We start from the raw sequence: 17,877 nt of genomic DNA, 5'->3' as shown, positions 1-17,877 counted from the left end.
GAACCCGCACCCGCGCCCCAGGGAATTTCTTCGGCTTCCAGTCTTCTCTCCCCCGCAATGCGCGGCAACATTTTGGGTTCGAGCGTTTCTGACGCCTCGTCGTGTGAAGCCGGCCACGAAGGATGCAGCACGTCGCATTGCACGCCCGGCAGGAGTCCTGTTTCGACATCCGGGAATTTGCCTGGTCAACGATTACCGGATCACCCGGACATGCATTTCGAGAATCCGGGAACGGGAGAGGGCCGAACCGTCCTCGCCTTCGATCCGCTCTGCCTCCAGGCCGCCCCGCCGGGTCCGTCCCCGGGCCGCCCCGCCGGGCGACGCCGACGCGGGGAACGGTACCGGGAACGCGGACATCGCCGACCTGGGCGCAGGTGTGTGGGGCACGCCTCGCTCAGGTCGGCGGCATCGCCGGGCGGGCGGGACGGTTCCTGTCCGTGCGCGGGTCTTGGTGACCGCCGGTCCAGGAAGGACACACGGTGACCGCTAGTCCGGGAAGGGCACGCGCAGCTTGTCCCAGGACGTCCGTCCCGGTACGCCGTTCGCGTCCGAGCCGCTGTAGCCCAGCTTGCGCTGCCACTTGGCGTAGGAGTTCCGGTGATCCTCGTCCCAACGCGGGCTGACACCCTCCACGTTGTCTGGATAGCTGTTGCATCCTTCGTCGATCAGCCGGTAGGCCATCATGAGAATGATGGGGCTGTTCGGCATACCCGCGAACCAGTCCTTCCCGGGGAAGGGGACGAAATCGTCATGCTTCGCGACGATGAGCCGCTGCCCGGGGTGAATGACGTCCACGTCGGCGATGTGGTTCCAGATCTGAAGCTGCTTCACAGTGGTGTCATAGCGCCTCGCGATGGCGGAAAGGGTGTCGCCCTTCCGTACGATGTAGTACGTGTCGTGCCGCGTTTCGTGTTGTGTCGTCATACCGCTTAGATTAGTCCCGTTCTGGGTGCCCAGCTATTTCTCCGGCGCGAATACGGCACGAGAATGTCAGGACCGATCCGCTTGTGGTTTCCATCGCCCACAGCACCGATTCCGCGCGCGCCCCAGGCGTTCTCAGACAGGAGGGATCTGCGGGTCCCTGGCCTGCTTGCCCGGGGTGGCGCTCGGTCCTCCGACGGAGTTCAGCACCGTCTGCGCCTGGTTGTCGACGAATCTCGTGAAGAGCTGCTGGGCGTAACCGAAGATCACGGCCCAGGCGATGATCTGGGCGGACGAGTCCAGCGACTGCAGCCCGGGAACGAACTCCCCGCGCATCAGGAGGAGCCCGAGTACGGCGGTCAGCGCGCCCGTCGGCAGCTTGAGCAGGGCCAAGGCCACCGGGACGTTGTACGGCGTGGAGCTGCCCCTGATCCGCCGCAGGGACGCCGCCGCGGCGATGGCCGCGGCAACGACCCCCACGAACTCGACGACGACGTAGTCCCAGGGGGACGCGGCCTGTGCGTAGAGCTCGTCGACATCGGGCCGGGGCCGCTGGAACTGGTCCACCGGCTCACTGCTCGTGGCACACACGACTCCGAAGCCCTCGGGCTGGAAGCACAGGGGAACCGTCGCCGGTGAGAGGGCGCCGAAGACGCCGACGAGGATCACGATGACGGTGAGTACGGCGAAGAGGCCGTACACGATGCGGCTGAAGCTCCGGACGCGGAGGGTCTCCCGCAGATGCGCCTGGCGCGCGACGCTCATCGTGTCGACGAGGACCAGGCGCTGCGCCTCGTCGAGTGCGCCCCCCGCCCGGACGGACGTGGCGATCTGCTCGGCCTGGACCCTCCGTTCGTCGCTCACGGTGAGGTGTTCGCGGGCGTACGCCAGCAGGCCGGGAACCATGGCGCCGACCTTTTCCAGCGGTGCCATGCGCAGCATCATGGTGTGGGCGACGTCGAAGTGAGCCTGTGCCACGGCCAGGTGCGCCGCGGGCTGACGCCGGGGGTGGTCGTGGCGGAGGGTTTCCTTCGCTTCCCCCAGTTCCTCGACCGCCTGCGCCAGCAGCGTCTCCCGCTCCGCGGAGAGCTGCCCGCCCGGGGCCCCGCACTCCGCGCGGAGCAGCGCCTCGAGTTCGCCGATGCGGGAGGTGAGGGCTTCTCTGAGCTCCCACAATCCCTTCTCGCGCTCGCTCGCCTCCCTGCCTTCTCGCGTGATTCTCATGTGCCGACTATTGCCGTCGCCCGGACGGAGATCCATCACCGTGCCTCGTGCTCCGACGAGGCGTAACCGCATGGCCCCGCACGGCCGCTGCCGTCCCGGTCCCGGTCCCGGTCCCGGTTCTGGTCACGGGAGGGAGCCCGCCGGACGGGGAGCCGCGTGCTCAGCGCCAGACACCGGAGAAGTCGACCTTCCGGCTCCACTCCGGGTGATCTATCAGAGGATTACGGTTCCCCTGTATCTCGGCGACAGCCGCGTTGCGGTGCGATTCGTACTCGCTCACCGGCTCGCTCTCGTGCCAGCCCAGGAGAACGGGAAGGCGGTCCTGGGGGAACTCTCCCTCCGCGTCTCCGATCAGTCCCGGATACCGGAGCAGGAAGTAAAGGGTGGCCCTGGCGACGGCGCCCTTGCTGTGCCCGGGCTCGAATCCCTCCCTCTCGCGCATTCCGCAGTCGTCCCGCACGGCCTCGTCGAAGCCGGGGAAGTCCGTGTACGGGATGTTGCTCCGGAAACTGTTGCAGGCCGGTTCGCACGCGAACAGGTGGTGCAGGTCACCGCGCATGGGCTCGCGCTTGGTGAACCAGGACTGCGGGACGACGTGCTCGCAGTTGAACGGGAGCGACGCCTCCAGTGTGTCGAGCTCGGCCGCGAACCGGTCCGGACCGACCGTGCTCTCGCGCACCATGAACGCCTGCATGCGGCCCAGCCGGGCCGCCTCCGCGGCGGCGTCGGCCCGGATGAGCTCCTCCGCCGTGAACGTCTTTCCGGAGTAGACGCTGCGCAGCAGGCGGTCGGGGTGCAGATCCACCCACGGGTACAGCATCCGGGCGGGGCTGTACGAGGGGCGACGCTCGTGGGTCTCCTCCAACAGGCCTGTCAGCGCATCCCGCAGGGCGTCGCCCGCCGAGTCCACGTCGATGCCGGCGTAGTAGGCGTCCCTGGCGGCGAGGTCGGCCTCGCGGTCGTAGTAGGGGCGTCCCTCCATGAGCCGGAGGTTGAGCAGGGCCGCGTTCAGGTCCCGTTCCGCGGCGCCGGAGGCGGCCGTCCCGTCGAGGGCCGGCCGCTCCGGAGCAGGGGTGACGACTCCGACGGTTATGCGCAGCGGCACGGTGACGTCCACAGCGGCTCCGGACACCGGCTGCGCCGTGAGGCCCGGCAGCGGCCCGCCGGGGCCCGGGACCTGCCCGTAGGCGGCCGGGCCCTGCCCGTCAGGGCCCGGGAGCAGCCCGTGCGCACCCGGGATCATCCCGTCAGGTCCTTGGGACGGAACGGGACCAGGCCCCGTAGCCGCCCCCGCGGCCGCCGCCGGCGGGCCCTCGCCCGGCAGGGGTGCGCCACCCTTCGGCTGGAACAGCTCGTCCCGCAGCCGGGCGGCGGTTCCGTTCAGGGTCAGCCGGCTCAGTGCCTGAAGGACGCGGCTGATCCGCACCCCCTCGTTGGCTTTCCACGCCAGCTTGTGCTCGCCCATCCACGGCTGCCACAGCGCCCCGTCGACGGTCAGGTGGCGTCCCTCCGGGTCGGTCTCCGGCACGGCCGAGTGGTGGAGCGCGACGACCTCCCACTGGTCGTTGCAGACCGGGGACCCCGAGGAACCCCGCGCGGTGTCGGTGTAGTAGTGGAGGAACCGGTCCAGCAGATCCACGACCTGGTTCTCCCGCAGCGCCAGTTGCTTGGGCTCGCCGTCAGGGTGCTGGATGATGTTGACGAATTCCCCGATGATGACCTTTCCCTGCGAACCGTCCAGCGGCAGCCAGTGGAAATCGGCCAGCCGCTCCCCCTGGTCGCCTGCCTCGGCCACGGCGACGACGCTGAAGTCGAGGTCGACGTCGGTCGCGAAGAACCTCTGCGGTTCGAGCGCGAAGGACGCCGGAGCCAGCGGACGCCCGTCGAGAGCCGCCTGGTAGTTGAACTCGACGAGGGCCCTCCCCGCCTCCTCCTGGCTGCTCAGCACGTGGTTGTTGGTCATCAGCAGCGACGGCGACACCATGAAGGCGGTCCCGTAGTGCCTGCTGCCCCCGGGGCCCGTCACCGTCACCCGCCCCACCGACCGGGCGGCCAGGTGTCCTCCCTCCAGGAAGGCCACTCCGGTGAGGTTGTTGCGCCCCATCAGGCGCTCCAGGCCGAGGACGTCGGCCGTGAACTCGGCGGGGCCCAGCGGGAGGGTGCTGCCCGTCGTCGTGGCGGGCTCGGAGGGCGTCCGCTCGATCGACCTGGCCAGCGACCAGTCCGCGTTCAACCGCGCCAGCCGCTTCTCGACCCGCTCGGGCTCGTCGGCGTACAGCACCCCCCGGCTCGCGACGGTGCGGCGGTTCTCCTCCCGCTGCGCGGTCCGGCTCTCGAATCGCAGCCCGGCGCGTTCCATCTGAGCCGCGTAACCGGTTTCGGCCCGGGCAACACGTCCTGAGGTGACCATGAGCGTTACCTCCGTCTCTTGGTTCCCCATTCCATTGTGTGCACGAGGACAACGGATTTCCTCTCGGAGCCGGTGGTCGCCTGTTCACATGTCACCTCCTCGATCAGGTACGCGTACCGCGGCTCGGCCCCGGCCGCCGAACCGGCGTCGAGGCGCTCGTCCTTCCCCTGCCGAGCCCCGGCAGACGCGGTGACTCCGGCCACACCGGCCCCAGGACGGCATGCGGAGTCCCCGTCCCGGGCACCCGGCTTCACGGGCCCTGCCGCGCTGTCCCCCGACGCGGCAGGGCCTTTCCGTGTCCCGGTCGGCGGTCCGGCCGGGCGGGGCGGCCGGGAGCCCATGCGTGCCGAAAATCCGCAGCTGTGTGGAAGGCGTGATGAGCCTTCATGCATACGTTCGGATCTCATGGGCACGCGAAGTTCAGCCCCGAACGGATGGCTGACCGAACGAGCCCGGCAGGAAGCCACGATGACGCACGGCAGGTGAAACACATGGCGACGACCGAGAACACCAAAAGCGATCACGGCAACGGCCGGGTCGATGTCTCCACGGCGATGCGAAACGCAGCCGAACAGCTTGCCGCACTCCTCCAGCGTGAACCCGATTCGGTGTCTTCGCTGAATGCGACGGACGACGGCTGGACGGCACATGTGGAAGTCGTCGAGATCGAGAAGATCCCGGACACCATGAGCGTCATGGCCTCCTATCGCGTGAGGCTCGACGGCCAGGGTCAACTCGTGGGCTACGAACGAATTCGACGGTACTCACGAGGACAGGTCGACCGCTGAGGCGGTCCGTCCTCCGAGCAGCCGTGTCCGTGTAGAACAACTCATTGGAAGGAAGACCGACCATGAGTCTCGTACAGCAGAGCAACGCCTCCAACAGCGGTGGCGGATCCGGAAATCTCTACGACGTTCTCGAGCTCATTCTCGACAGGGGGCTCGTCATCGACGCCTTCGTTCGTGTCTCGCTCGTCGGTATCGAGATCCTCAAGATCGACGTACGTGTCGTGGTGGCCAGCGTGGATACGTATCTGCGCTTCGCCGAGGCGTGCAACCGACTGGACCTGGAGTCGGGCCGCAAGGCTCCGGCCCAGCTCACCGACATAGTCGGGGACACGATGGAGAGCGGCGCCAAGGGCAAGTCGAAAGGCGCGCTGACCGGCGCCGTCGAGGCCTTCACGGACTCCCTCCAGGGCGGCCGTGACGACTCCGACGACAAGGAGAAGGAGAAGCGGCCGGCGCGCAAGACGTCCGCTTCGAGCAGCAGCCGTCGTACGTCCCAGCGAGGGGAGGAGTAACCCGTGCCGACCTACATCTACGCCATCACCGCGGCTGACCACCCACTCCGTCTGGACGGCCTGTCCGGAGTCGGGGAGCCGGCGTCGGACCTGCGCACCGTCAAGACGGGCGCGCTCGGCGCGGTCGTCAGCGACACCCCCGCCGAACTGCGCGCGAAGCGGCGTGATCTCGTCGCGCACCAGAGCGTGCTGGAGCGGCTGATGGCCGACGGCGCGGCACTGCCGATGCGCTTCGGCCTGGTGGGGCCCGACGACGAACAGGTACGCGCCGCTCTCGAGCAGGGGAAGGACGCCTACACCGCCCGCCTCTCCGAGCTGGACGGCCGTCTCGAGTACAACCTGAAGGTCTCCCGCGAAGAGCAGAGCCTGCTGCGGGAAATTCTCGCGGAATCGCAGGAGGCCCGGCGGCTCAGCGAGTACACCCGGGAGAATCCGGGGGCCCAGGACCAGATGATGGCCCTCGGCGAGCTCGTGTCGCGCGAGATCCAGGGACGGCAGGAAGCGGCGGGAAAGGAAGTGGCGGCCTCTCTGGCGGACGCCGCCGAGCGGATCTCCGAAGGAGAGCCCACGAAGACCCATTTCCTGAACGTCTCCTACCTCGTACGGCGTGACCAGGCGTCCGCTTTCGCACAGGCGGTGCACGAGGAGGCCGAGCGCCGGGGCGACGACTACACGTTCGCGCTCAACGGCCCTCTCCCGCCCTACAGCTTCGTCTGAGTACGGCCCTCGCAGACGGGAGTACCCACGTATGGGCCTCATTTCCCAGCTGCTCACCCTTCCTCTCGCCCCGATGCGGGGCACGGTCTGGGTTCTCGACCAGGTGGTACTGGCCGCCGAACGCGAACACTACGACCCCGGCCCCGTACGTACGCAGTTGGCCGAGCTGGAACGTGAATTGCTGAGCGGAAACATCGACGAGGAAGAATTCGACCGGCGCGAGGACGAACTGCTCGATTGGCTCGCGGAATGCGAGACCTATCAGAGACGCCTGAACGACAATTCCTGATCTTGGGAGATTGAGGTGCTCAACAGATGACCGGCAACGCGAAGATAGGCGCGGCCCTCGTGGGCGGCTACCTGCTGGGACGCACGAAGAAGGCCAAACTGGCGATCGGCTTCGGGATGTTCCTGGCCGGCAAGAAGCTGAACCTGGACCCGAAGCAGCTCGGCAGGATGCTGGCCGACTCGCCGCTCCTCGGCACAGTCAACGACCAGGTCCGCAAGGAGCTGGTGGGCGCCACGAAGACGGCCGCCACCAACGCCCTGACGCAGCGGGCGACCGGCCTCGCCGACTCCCTGCGCAAGCGCACCCTCGAACTCGAGGACCCCTCCGGCGCGAAGGCGCGGGACGAGGAGGACGAGGCCGGGGACGACGTGACGGACGAGGACCTCGACGCGCGGGACGACGTGGACGACGAGGACTCCGACGACGAGGCCACCGAGGAGAAGCCCGCGCCGCGCCGCAAGGCAGCAGCCAAGAAGACGGCCAAGTCCGCGGGAGGTGCCGCGTCCGGCGCCCGTCGCACCGCCTCGGGCGGTGCCCGGAAGAAGGCCGCCCCGGCCCGCAAGGCCGCCTCCGGGGCCCGCAGGACGGCTTCGTCCGACGCACGCCGGGACCGGGGTGGCAGCAATGGCTGACACCGCCTTCAGCAAGCTCAAGGACGACGTGGCGAAGAACCCCGCCACCGACCGCCTCAAGGACGAGCTGCAGAACTACGTCAGGGCACGCGCGCTGCACACGGTCACCAACCTCGGCCAGAGGCTCGGCGAGGGGGTCGGCAGACTCGCGGACGGCAAGGACGCCCCCGGTGGTGCGGTGAAGAGCCTCGCCAAGGGCGGCAAGGCGCTCGGCGAGGGCAAGTCACCGGCTCAGGCCGCCGTCAGCGCGGGTGCCTCCCACCTGAAGGACGCCGTCAAGGACAAGGTCAAGGGATTGTTCGGCAAGGGGCGCAAGGGCGGCGGAGGCAAGTCGAAGAGCGTCACGATCTCCGAGGACATCGACGTCGGTGTGCCGGTGCGCGAGGCGTACGACCAGTGGACCCAGTTCCAGGAGTTCAGCACCTTCGCCAAGGGCGTCGTGAGCGTCGAGAAGGCCGACGACACCAGCAGCAACTGGAAGGTGAAGGTCGCCAAGTCCACGCGCAGCTGGAAGGCGAACGTCACCGAGCAGGTCCCGGACGAGCGGATCACCTGGACCACCGAGGGCGCCAAGGGAACGGTCAAGGGCGTGGTGACCTTCCACGCCATCACCGACAACCTGACACGGGTCCTGCTCGTCCTCGAGTACTTCCCCAAGGGGCTGTTCGAGAAGACCGGCAACATCTGGCGCGCCCAGGGCCGCCGTGCCCGCCTCGACCTGAAGCTCTACCGCAAGTTCATCATGATGCGCGGCGAGGCGACCGACGGCTGGCGCGGTGAGATCCGCGACGGCGAGGTCGTCGTGGATCACGACGAGGCGGTCGAGGAGGAGGAAGCCCGCGCCGAGGAGGAGAACGGCTCCGAGGCGGAGGAGCCCGAGCGCGACGACGAGGCGGACTCCGGACACGCCGATGAGACCTACGGCGAGCCGGCCGACGGCGAGGACGAGGAACCCGCGGCGGAGTACGACGACGAGGAACTCCCCCCGGAGGACGAGGAACTCCCTGCGGAGGACGAGTCCTACGAGGACGAGGAGGACGAGGAGGACGAGGACCCGGAGGACGAGGGTCCCGCCGACGAGCCCCGGTCCGAGGAGGACTACGAGGAGGACGAGGACGCCGAGGAGGAGCCCCTTGAGGAAGAGGAAGAAGAGGAGCCGGCCCCCCGGCGCCGTACCGCTTCCGCACGCAGCTGACATGCTCCGCCCACAGCACGGATGGGACTGATCCGAAGTGACCGATTCACTGGCCGGCCGCATGGGGGCCACCTCGGCAGCGTCCCCGTACGGCCAGCAGCAGTCCTCCGCGAATCTGGCCGACATCCTCGAACGCGTCCTGGACAAGGGCGTCGTCATCGCGGGTGACATCCAGATCAATCTGCTCGATATCGAACTCCTGACGATCAAGCTGCGGTTGCTGGTCGCTTCCGTGGACAAGGCCAAGGAGATGGGCATCGACTGGTGGGAGCACGACCCCTCGCTCTCCTCCCGGGCCCGCCCCGGAGCGAGGACCGAGGTGCAGGGCGCGCCCCGGGAGGACGCCGCGGTGGATCGGGTGGAAGCGGAGAACGCGCGGCTGCGGGCCGAGATAGCCGAGCTGAGGGCCGCTGTGGGGCTGCCTGCCGCATCGGACGCCGGGGCGGGCCAGGACGCGCTCCCCCGGCGGGGCGAGGCGGAGAACGCTGAAGGTGAGGAGTCGAAGTGACTGCGGAAGTGGATCCGGCGACGGGCCCGGCGATGTCCTACGTCTACGCCGTCAGCCGCGCCGGTACCCCTCTCGGCGAGGCGCTCGCGGGCCTGCCCGGGCTGGAGGGAGGCCCGCTGCGGGCGGTTGCCGCCGGGGAGCTCGTCGCCCTGGTCTCGTCCGTACCCTCCGCCTCGTACGGAACCGAGGGCGTGAAGGCGCAGATGGAGGATCTCGACCGGCTCGAGGTGCTGGCGCGTACCCACCACGCGGTGGTCGAAGCGGCCTACGAGCACGCGACCGTACTGCCCATGCGCCTGGTGACCGTCTACCTCGACGACGAACGCGTGCGGGGAATGCTCGACGAGCGCGAGCCGGAGTTCTCCGCTCTGCTCGCCCGCCTCGAAGGTCACGTCGAGCTGGGTGTGAAGGTCTACGCGGACCCGCGCGAGGCGGTCACGGTGAGCAGCCGGGGGCCGGACACGGACACGGCTGCGAGCCCTGGACGGGCGTATCTGCAGAAGCGCCGCGCCCAGCAGCAGAACCACCGTCAGACCTATCGGGCGGCGGGTGCGGTGGCGGCCGAGGTGGCCGCCCGGGTGGCCGGCCTCGCCAGGGCGCACGTCACGCACCGCCCGCAGCAGGGGGACCTCGCCCAGGCCGCGGGCGAGAACATCGTCAACGACGCCTACCTGGTCCACGGCTCCCAGGCCGACGCCTTCCGCGCGGCCCTCACCGGGCTCGCGGACGACGCACCGGGTGTGCGCGTCGAGGTCACGGGCCCTTGGGCGCCGTACTCCTTCGCGACCCCGCCCGCCCCTGGCGGCGGTGAACCGCGATGAACGACGAACTCGGCGCGGCCATGCCCGGCGCGGGTTTCGCCGAACCCCGCGCCGGGCTTTCCGCCGCGCCCGACGACTCCGTCGAGTCACTGGCCGGACGCCAGGTGGCGCTCATCGACCTGCTGGACCGGTTGCTGAACGGCGGAGCGGTGCTCACGGGAGATCTGGTTCTCTCGGTCGCCGACGTCGATCTCGTGCACATCAATCTGAGAGCGGTGATCCGGTCGATCACCTCGGAGGAACCGGCGCCGTGGTGAGAGCCGTACGCACGCCCCGCACGGCAACGGCGGATGAACGAGGAGCAGTCCATGGTTGAGGAAGCCGGGGAGACGCAGCCGCGTACGCGGGCGGCGGACCTCCAGGAGGTCGCACAAGCGGCGGCCCGCGCATTCGATCTCGTACCCGCGGGACCCGACGAGCAGGGCACACGCAGCGGCCCGGCCCAGCGCCTGGCGACCGACCCGGACACGGTGGAACGCGACCTCATCAAACTGGTGCTGACGATCGTCGAACTGCTGCGCCAGCTCATGGAGCGCACCGCTCTGCACCGGGTCGACGTGGGCGATCTCCGCGAGGACCAGGAAGAACGCATCGGGATGACGCTGATGATCCTCCAGGACCGGATGTCGGAGCTCTGCGAGCGCTACGACCTCACCATGGAGGACCTCAACCTGGATCTGGGCCCGCTGGGTTCGTTGCTTCCACGGGATTCCGGCTGAACTCCGCCACACCGTTTCGAGCCGCGTCGAGGGGTAACACGAACACCATGACTGCAGAGAGCGAAGAAACCAAGAAGAATGTGAACGGTTCTGCGGCGAAGGCCGGTACGGGTGCCCGGACGGCCGCCGCCAAGGGGCGACAGACCACTGCGGCAGCCGGCAACCAGGCCAAGTCCGGCTCGGCGGTCGCGACCTCGAAGGCGAAGTCATCGGCGCAGGACGCCAAGTCCTCGGTCCAGGACGCCGCCGAGTCGGCGCAGACCGGTGTGCGGTCGGCCGGCCTGGCGACGAAGCGGGCCGCTGTCGCCGGCTGGGACACCAGCCGCCAGACCGTCATGGACACGGCCGGCAAGGTGACCTCGACCGCGACCACCGCCTGGACCGTGGTCAAGCACCGCAAGGCCATCGCCGTGGGCGCCGCCGCGGGCCTCGGTGGCCTGGTCGGTGGCGCGTTCGCCCTGGGACGCCAGACGGCCAGGACCCAGATGGGTCCGCTCACCCGCCTCACCGGTGGCCGGCTCTGACCGGTCCGCTGCAGACACCTGACCCCCGGAGGGCCGACAGACCACTGTCGGCCCTCCTTCCGTGGGTCACGGGCCCGCAACGTCTCCCGCCGGCCGCGACGACGAGCCGCGGGGCTTTTGGCAGACGCGGTGCACAGGTGTGGGCGAGCCGTGCGGACGGCGCAGCCACCACCGCAGCCACCGGAGAGGATGTCTGGCAGTACGGCCCCGGACTTCTCTGGGAGGAGATCGAGCAGGTCTGGCTGGAGTACGCCGCGCTGGGCCAACCCGACGCCGCCCAGTTCGGACTGACCGTGACCGACCGAGGGCCAGGCCTGGTCAGGCGACCCAGATTCGGTCGTCGGACCTGCCAGAAAGTAGCCCGGCTGGGTACCGGCGGGGTCGCCTGGGTCGATGCTCGACTCCGATCCTCGTCCCGCGAGACCCCGCCAGAAGCACTGGCATGACGATGTCTCCTGTGACGGTAGCCACCCTCGCCAGCTCCCAGCCGGCCGTCCGTATGAGTCAGCGCAGTCTCCCCGACGCGGCGGGGGCACGGCGAACCGCATCGGGTCAGCGGGCGGCCTCCACCTCGTCCCCTGTACGGCGTGTTCCACGCGTTTCCAGCTGAGCGATCACCAGGGCATGGAAGCGGTCCACCGCTTCGTCGACACTACGGATGAAACCGGACTCCGCACTGCCGCGCCCATTGCCCATTCCCTTGAACAGCGAGAGACGGAAGCCCACGATCTCCCCGCCGTCCTTCGGAAGGAGGTCGGCGGGCTCGGGGCGCAGTCTCTCCAGCGTTCCGCGTGGCCCCACTCCGTCGGCTGCGACGATTGTCTCGATATGCAGGTCTGCGGGTGCGGAGGCGAGTTGCCGGATCAGACGTTTCGCCCGGTTGAGCGGATAGCCCTGCTCGGACGCCGCCACCTCGATCGACGTACGCAGCTTCCCCGTGCGCAGATCAGCGGCGATGGCCAGAGTTCCCGGAGTGCCCTCGATCCGAAGCTCGGCGTCCAGCCGTCCGCGTGAACAGAGCGTGTCAGCGAGACCGGCGCGGCGGGTGCGGGGGTCGGTCCCTCGTTTGGCGCGTTGGACGGGGAGCACCTTCTGTCCGAGCTCACCGCCGAGCCGCAGACAGACCTGCCGGACCAGTCTTTCCCAGCTTTCGATGACTTCAGTCGCCCGCGGGTCACCCTGGCAGAGCGTTTCGTCATCGATCCCCTTACGGACGGGCACCCAGGCCGCACCCATGTTCTGAAATCCGTGACAGCCCGAATGCTCGTGCTGGAGATAGTGCAGAAGCTCCTGCAACAGCCACGCGTGCGTAGCGTTGTCCACTCCCTCGTGACGGATCAACATCTGCGCCTGGTGTGCGACTTCGGCCCAGGAGAGATGCCAGAGAGCGACCTTGTGCTTCCGTCGGCCGTCGATCCTGACGTCGACGAGAGGGCTGCCTTCGAGCGCCACATCGTTCGACAAGGTGATGACGGCCTCGTAGCCACGCCGGGCCGCGATATCCATGTACGCCTGCACCTGGTCCGGTTTGAGGGCGTTGCCGTTCGTCTTTGTCTCGACCAGAGCGGTCCACAGTTTGCCTGCCCGCTCGACCCGGATCACTCCGTCCGGACGGCGAGGTGAGTCGCCGTGCGGCAGTGAGACCTCGGTGAACGTCTCCATGCGCCCGGCCGGGGCGCCGAACCCTGCCATGAGACGGCGCCCGAACGCCGGCACCTGGGTCATCACCGACAACAGGACGGAGGTCGCACGCGTCTCACGTTCGCGATCGTTCTTGAGCGGAGACAAGGGGAACAACCGGGCCGTGCGCCAGGAATCGTTCTCGGCGAGGGACTTCTTCGCGGTCTTCGGGAGCGTGACCTTCTTCTTCGCCGTACGTGGCCTGGCTCGGCGCTTCGGCTCGGGCGGCGTCGTCTCGTCGTCGACTGCGGGAGCCGGTTCCGGGGCCCTTGGGGCGGGGACAACCGCCTGCGGAGCGTCGTCCTGGTGCTCCTGCTGCCCGGATTCCTTCTCGGAGAGTTGCTCCCGGTCTTCCTCTCCGGCATCGTCGTCGACGTCGACACCGAAATCCGTCGCCAGTCCGCCCAGACCGGATTCATAGCCCTGCCCGACGGCACGGAACTTCCACGCGCCGGTGCGCCGGTAGAGCTCTCCGAAGATGAAGGCGCTCACAGCACCCGCGTCCTCGATGGAGAACTGGACCAGACTGTCACCGGAGCTGTCCGCGAGTGTCAGATGCAGATCGTTCAGATCGCCGAACCGGGATCCGCCATAGCGGCTCGCGGCCACCACGATCTGCTCGACATCTGGTGGTACCGCGTCGAGATCGAAGCTGATCCGATCCTCGCTGCCGTCGGCCGTGGGCGTCTTCCCGAGCAGTTGAACGCTGCCGTCGCCCGCGATCGGGTTGTTGTAGAAGCAGAAGTCGGCGTCGCTACGTACCTTGCCGTTGCCGTCGAGCAGCAGCACGGAGACATCCGCGTCTCCCTCGCCCGTCGGGCTGCTCCAGCCCAGGCTCATCATCACGGAGCCGACGTCTTCGCTGAGCTCCGCCAGTCCGACGTTCGCGCCCTTGACCATCTTCTGCATGCGGCCCCCCAGATGCACTGCCGGGCCAGAACGCACGCACGGCAGATCATTGCGTGACGTTGTGTGGTGCGTCACACATTCGCCGGACACCGGGAACTTTAGCGGCCGCGCCGCCGCCTCATGGAGAACTGGTGAAAAATCTGCCCGTCACGTGCACGACACCGCCCTGGGTGACTACGAACCTCAGGAGGACTCCCGCACCACGAGCTCGGTGGGCAGCACGATCCTCGGTCGTTCCTCCGGGGCGGCACCCGACGAGCGGCTCGCGATCTCCTGGAGCAGGACGCGGGCCATCGTGCGGCCCATCTCCTCGATCGGCTGGCGCACGCTCGTGAGGGGCGGGTCCATGTGGCGGGCCACGGCGGAGTCGTCGAAGCCGATCAGGGCCACGTCGTCCGGGATGCGGCGGCCCGACTCGCGCAGGACCTGGCGGGCGCCCGCCGCCATCACGTCGGAGGCGGCGAAGACCGCGTCCACGTCGGGGCGGCGTTCCAGCAGCTCCCGCATCGCGCGGGCGCCGCCCTCCTCGCTGAAGTCCGCGGGCGCGATCAGCCGTTCGTCGGGGTCGTGGCCGGCCGCCGCGAGGGCCTTGCGGTAGCCGTCGAGGCGACGCTGGGCGCCGTAGACGTCGAGGCGGCCCGTGATCGTGGCGATGGAGCGGCGGCCTCGCGATATGAAGTGGTCGACGGCGGCACGGGCACCCTCGAAGTTGTCGGAGTCGACCGAGGGCAGCGTCTCCGCCGCGTGCCTGCGACCGCTGATCACGGCCGGCATGCCGAGCTGTTCCAGGAGGTCCGGCAGGGGATCGTCGGCGTGGACGGAGACCAGGAGCACTCCGTCGACCCGGTGCGCGGTCAGGTACTGGGCGAGCCGGCGGCGCTCGCGGTCGTTGCCCGCGAGGGTCAGCAGCAACTGCATCTCGGTGTCGGCGAGGGCCGCCCCGACCCCCCTCACGATGTCGGAGAAGTACGGCTCGGCGAAGAACCGGGTCTCGGACTCGGGCACGACGAGCGCGATGGCGTCCGTGCGGTTGCCCGCGAGCGCGCGGGCCGCGCGGTTGGGTACGTAACCGAGTTCGGCGACAGCCGCCTCGACGGCCTCCCGGGTCTGTGCGCTGACCCGGGGCGAGCCGTTGATGACGCGCGAGGCCGTGCCCCGCCCCACTCCGGCCCGGGCCGCTACTTCTTCGAGCGTGGGCCGCCCGCCACTCCGTACTCGCGCTGCCGCCATGGCTGCCTCCCGTTCGCGGTCAATTTCTCACAGCGGGTTGGCCAAACCAAGTCCCACCGTCCGATCCCTTGACACTTGTCCGGACTCACCGGTTCTCTGCAGCGCCACAACTCTTGGGAGCGCTCCCAAGCCTACGGGGTCCGGATGACGAACACATGGGGCGGGCACGGAAAGCGGGACCCGGCGGTGTGCCGGGTCCCGCTGTCCGTCCTCAGGAAGGTCAGACGGTGCCGCCCGGCGGCAGTGCGTGCCGGCGGATCACGTCGGAGTACCAGTGGGCACTCGCCTTGGGAATGCGGCGCTGGGAGGCGTAGTCGACGTAGACCGCGCCGAAGCGCTTCGAATAGCCGTACGCCCACTCGAAGTTGTCCATCAGGGACCAGAGGAAGTAGCCACGGACGTCCGCGCCGTCGGCGACGGCCCGCTGCACGGCGTCGAGGTGACCGTGCAGGTACGCGATCCGCTCGGGGTCCTCGACCTTGCCCTCGGGCGAGACGTAGTCGTCGAACGCGGCACCGTTCTCGGTGACCATCAGCGGAAGACCGGGGTGGTCCTTGGTGACGTCCATGAGCAGGTTGTAGAGCCCGTCGGGGTCGATCGACCAGTCCATCGCGGTGCGCGCCTTCCCCTCGCGGAGGTGGAAGGCGACGTGCTCGGAACCGGGCCAGGGGGAGTAGGCGCTGGTCCCGTGGGCGTCGCTGCGCGCGTAGCTGGCCCCTTCCACCGGGGTGGAGACCAGCGTCGGCGTGTAGTAGTTGATGCCGAGGGCGTCGACGGGGCGCGAGATGGTGGCGAGGTCGCCGTCCTGGACCAGCTTCGACCAGTCCACCAGGTGCGAGGTGTCGGTGATCAGGTCCTCGGGGTACTCACCGCGCAGCATCGGCCCGGTGAAGACGCGGTTGCCGACCGCGTCGATGCGACGAGCGGCGTCCGCGTCGGCCTCGCTGCCGGTGAGCGGGCGGACCTGGTGGAGATTGAGGGTGACCGAGGTCTGCGCGGCAGCGGGGAGTTGGGCGCGCAGAACCTCGATCGCCCGGCCATGGGCGAGGTTGAGGTGGTGGGCCGCCTGCAGCGCGGCTGCGGGCTCGGTGCGGCCGGGGGCGTGCACACCGGAGCCGTAACCGAGGTAGGCCGAGCACCACGGCTCGTTGAGGGTGGTCCACATGCCCACGCGGTCGCCGAGGGCGCCGGAGACGATGGCGGCGTAGTCGGCGAAACGCTCGGCGGTCACGCGCTCGGGCCAGCCGCCGGCGTCCTCGAGCTCCTGGGGCAGGTCCCAGTGGTAGAGCGTGGCCACGGGCATGATCCCGGCGTCCAGCAGCTCGTCCACGAGCTTGCGGTAGAAGTCCAGGCCGCGCTCGACGGCCGGGCCGCGGCCGGTGGGCTGGACCCGGGACCAGGAGACCGAGAAGCGGTACGCCTTGAGGCCGAGCTGCTTCATGAGGGCGACGTCGTCGCGGTAGCGGTGGTAGTGGTCGGCGGCGATGTCGCCGGTGTCGCCGTTGCGGACCTTGCCGGGCGTACGGCTGAAGGTGTCCCAGATGGACGGCGTGCGGCCGCCCTCTGCGGCGGCACCCTCGATCTGGTAGGAGGCGGTCGCCGCGCCCCAGATGAAGCCCGTGGGGAACTGTGCCTCGGGCGCCTGCTTCGGGGTGGTGTCGGGTCGTACGGCAGTCATGCGGGAGCGCTCCCATGGGTGGAGGGACAGGGACAGGAAGTGCGTGCGCCCCGGCCCCGTACGGCCTGTGGTCAGGTACAGGCCGTACGGGACGGCCGGAGGCCGACCGGGGACGGAACAGCGGGGCCGGTGTCGAGCCGGGAACAGCGGGGCCGGGATCGGACCGGGAGGTGCGGCGGGCCGTGTCAGCCCTTGACGGCGCCGGACATGATGCCCCCGACGATCTGCTTGCCGAAGATCACGAAGACGACGAGCAGCGGCAGGGTGCTGATCAGCGCGCCCGCCATCACGATGCTCTGGTCGGGCACATAGGCCGCGCTCAGCTGGCCGAGGGCCACCTGGAGCGTGGGGTTCTGCTGGTTCAGTGCGAGGTAGGGCCAGAAGAAGTCGTTCCAGGCCTGGACGAAGGTGAGCATGCCGAGCACCATCATGGCCGGACGGGCGACAGGAAGCACGATGCTCCACACGATCCGGAGGTTGTTCGCTCCGTCCACCCTGCCCGCCTCGATGAGCTCGTACGGCAGCGCCTCCAGGAGGTACTGGCGCATGAAGAACACACCGAACGCGCTGACCAGGGTCGGGAAGATCACCGACTCGAGCTGACCGCCCCATCCGATGTCCGACATCATCATGAACAGCGGGACGACACTGAGCTGCGGGGGGATCGTCAGCGTGGCGATGACCATGGTCATCAGCGCGCCGCGGCCCCTGAAGCGCATCTTGGCGAAGGCGTACCCGGCCAGGGTGCAGAAGAACAGGGTCGCCAGGGTGATGCTGGAGGACACGATCACCGTGTTGACGATGGCCTTGCCGAGGTTGGCCTGCTCCCAGGCCGCCTCGAGGTTGTGGAACAGGTTGCCGCCCGGGATGAGCGGCGGGGTGGTGTCCAGGATCTCGTCCTGGGTACGGGACGCGGCCACGAGCGTCCAGTACAGCGGGAACAGCGAGCCGATGCCGACGATGACGAGGGCGAAGTAGGCGAAGGGGCCCGCGTGGTGCTGACGGCCGGCGCCGGGCTTGAAGCGGCTGCGTCGCGGAGGCCCGTCGGATACCGGGGCCTTGGAGACGCGGCGGTCGGCCGGAGCGGTGACGGTGTTGGTGGTGGTCATGTGTATCGCTC

Annotated in this window: 18 protein-coding genes; 11 read left to right on the top strand and 7 right to left on the bottom strand. The window is 69.0% G+C overall.

Annotation, left to right across the window (positions count from 1 at the left end; genetic code table 11):
- Window positions 1-486: 486 nt before the first annotated feature.
- The 3 genes from OO67_RS39275 to OO67_RS10385 all read right to left on the bottom strand — a co-directional run bounded on the left by OO67_RS39275 (window position 487) and on the right by OO67_RS10385 (window position 4,555).
- Entirely contained in the window at window positions 487-924 is a 438-nt protein-coding gene (locus tag OO67_RS39275; protein ID WP_033299126.1) for a peptidoglycan-binding protein, read from the bottom strand.
- Between the two features lie 132 nt (window positions 925-1,056).
- Complete coding sequence (locus tag OO67_RS10390; protein WP_157841661.1) at window positions 1,057-2,145, bottom strand: hypothetical protein; 1,089 nt, start codon at window positions 2,143-2,145, stop codon at window positions 1,057-1,059.
- A 160-nt stretch (window positions 2,146-2,305) separates the two neighbouring features.
- The gene (locus OO67_RS10385; protein ID WP_033299125.1) at window positions 2,306-4,555 is read right to left on the bottom strand and encodes an endonuclease; all 2,250 of its coding nucleotides are present in this window, start codon (window positions 4,553-4,555) and stop codon (window positions 2,306-2,308) included.
- 491 nt (window positions 4,556-5,046) lie between these two features.
- Here OO67_RS10385 and OO67_RS10375 point away from each other — a divergent pair, with 491 nt between their 5' ends.
- The 11 genes from OO67_RS10375 to OO67_RS37870 all read left to right on the top strand — a co-directional run bounded on the left by OO67_RS10375 (window position 5,047) and on the right by OO67_RS37870 (window position 11,260).
- Window positions 5,047-5,343, top strand: a complete 297-nt coding sequence (locus tag OO67_RS10375; RefSeq protein WP_033299122.1) for a gas vesicle protein GvpO — start codon at window positions 5,047-5,049, stop codon at window positions 5,341-5,343.
- Between the two features lie 62 nt (window positions 5,344-5,405).
- Window positions 5,406-5,855, top strand: a complete 450-nt coding sequence (locus OO67_RS10370; protein ID WP_033299120.1) for a gas vesicle structural protein GvpA — start codon at window positions 5,406-5,408, stop codon at window positions 5,853-5,855.
- A gap of 3 nt (window positions 5,856-5,858) precedes the next feature.
- A complete protein-coding gene (locus tag OO67_RS10365) occupies window positions 5,859-6,572 on the top strand; it encodes a GvpL/GvpF family gas vesicle protein (RefSeq protein WP_033299118.1) in 714 nt (237 codons plus the stop codon).
- Window positions 6,573-6,603: 31 nt separating this feature from the next.
- Entirely contained in the window at window positions 6,604-6,861 is a 258-nt protein-coding gene (locus tag OO67_RS10360; RefSeq protein ID WP_033299116.1) for a gas vesicle protein GvpG, read from the top strand.
- Window positions 6,862-6,887: 26 nt separating this feature from the next.
- Entirely contained in the window at window positions 6,888-7,493 is a 606-nt protein-coding gene (locus OO67_RS38540; protein ID WP_051709264.1) for a hypothetical protein, read from the top strand.
- A complete protein-coding gene (locus tag OO67_RS10350) occupies window positions 7,486-8,688 on the top strand; it encodes an SRPBCC family protein (protein ID WP_033299114.1) in 1,203 nt (400 codons plus the stop codon). Before OO67_RS38540 ends, OO67_RS10350 begins: the two co-directional genes overlap by 8 nt.
- Window positions 8,689-8,725: 37 nt before the next feature.
- Window positions 8,726-9,196, top strand: coding sequence for a gas vesicle protein (locus tag OO67_RS10345; RefSeq protein WP_382204178.1), 471 nt, complete (start codon window positions 8,726-8,728; stop codon window positions 9,194-9,196).
- Complete coding sequence (locus tag OO67_RS10340; protein ID WP_244300115.1) at window positions 9,193-10,017, top strand: GvpL/GvpF family gas vesicle protein; 825 nt, start codon at window positions 9,193-9,195, stop codon at window positions 10,015-10,017. Before OO67_RS10345 ends, OO67_RS10340 begins: the two co-directional genes overlap by 4 nt.
- Window positions 10,014-10,274 (top strand): gas vesicle protein, encoded by a 261-nt coding sequence (locus OO67_RS40780; RefSeq protein WP_382055711.1) that lies wholly within the window; start codon window positions 10,014-10,016, stop codon window positions 10,272-10,274. The genes OO67_RS10340 and OO67_RS40780 overlap by 4 nt, the downstream gene beginning before the upstream one ends.
- A gap of 51 nt (window positions 10,275-10,325) precedes the next feature.
- Entirely contained in the window at window positions 10,326-10,736 is a 411-nt protein-coding gene (locus OO67_RS10330) for a gas vesicle protein K (RefSeq protein WP_033299468.1), read from the top strand.
- A gap of 47 nt (window positions 10,737-10,783) precedes the next feature.
- Entirely contained in the window at window positions 10,784-11,260 is a 477-nt protein-coding gene (locus OO67_RS37870) for a hypothetical protein (RefSeq protein WP_157841660.1), read from the top strand.
- A gap of 552 nt (window positions 11,261-11,812) precedes the next feature.
- Here OO67_RS37870 and OO67_RS10320 read toward each other — a convergent pair.
- The 4 genes from OO67_RS10320 to OO67_RS10305 all read right to left on the bottom strand — a co-directional run bounded on the left by OO67_RS10320 (window position 11,813) and on the right by OO67_RS10305 (window position 17,866).
- Window positions 11,813-13,849, bottom strand: coding sequence for a TerD family protein (locus tag OO67_RS10320; protein WP_033299111.1), 2,037 nt, complete (start codon window positions 13,847-13,849; stop codon window positions 11,813-11,815).
- A 183-nt stretch (window positions 13,850-14,032) separates the two neighbouring features.
- Window positions 14,033-15,079, bottom strand: a complete 1,047-nt coding sequence (locus tag OO67_RS10315; protein ID WP_033299110.1) for a LacI family DNA-binding transcriptional regulator — start codon at window positions 15,077-15,079, stop codon at window positions 14,033-14,035.
- Between the two features lie 220 nt (window positions 15,080-15,299).
- Window positions 15,300-16,757, bottom strand: coding sequence for a GH1 family beta-glucosidase (locus OO67_RS10310; RefSeq protein WP_033299109.1), 1,458 nt, complete (start codon window positions 16,755-16,757; stop codon window positions 15,300-15,302).
- Between the two features lie 185 nt (window positions 16,758-16,942).
- The gene (locus OO67_RS10305) at window positions 16,943-17,866 is read right to left on the bottom strand and encodes a carbohydrate ABC transporter permease (protein ID WP_033299107.1); all 924 of its coding nucleotides are present in this window, start codon (window positions 17,864-17,866) and stop codon (window positions 16,943-16,945) included.
- Window positions 17,867-17,877 lie beyond the last annotated feature (11 nt).

It is taken from the genome of Streptomyces atroolivaceus, assembly GCF_000717025.1.
Lineage (GTDB): Bacteria > Actinomycetota > Actinomycetes > Streptomycetales > Streptomycetaceae > Streptomyces > Streptomyces atroolivaceus.
This window is presented reverse-complemented; position numbering and strand designations above follow the sequence as displayed.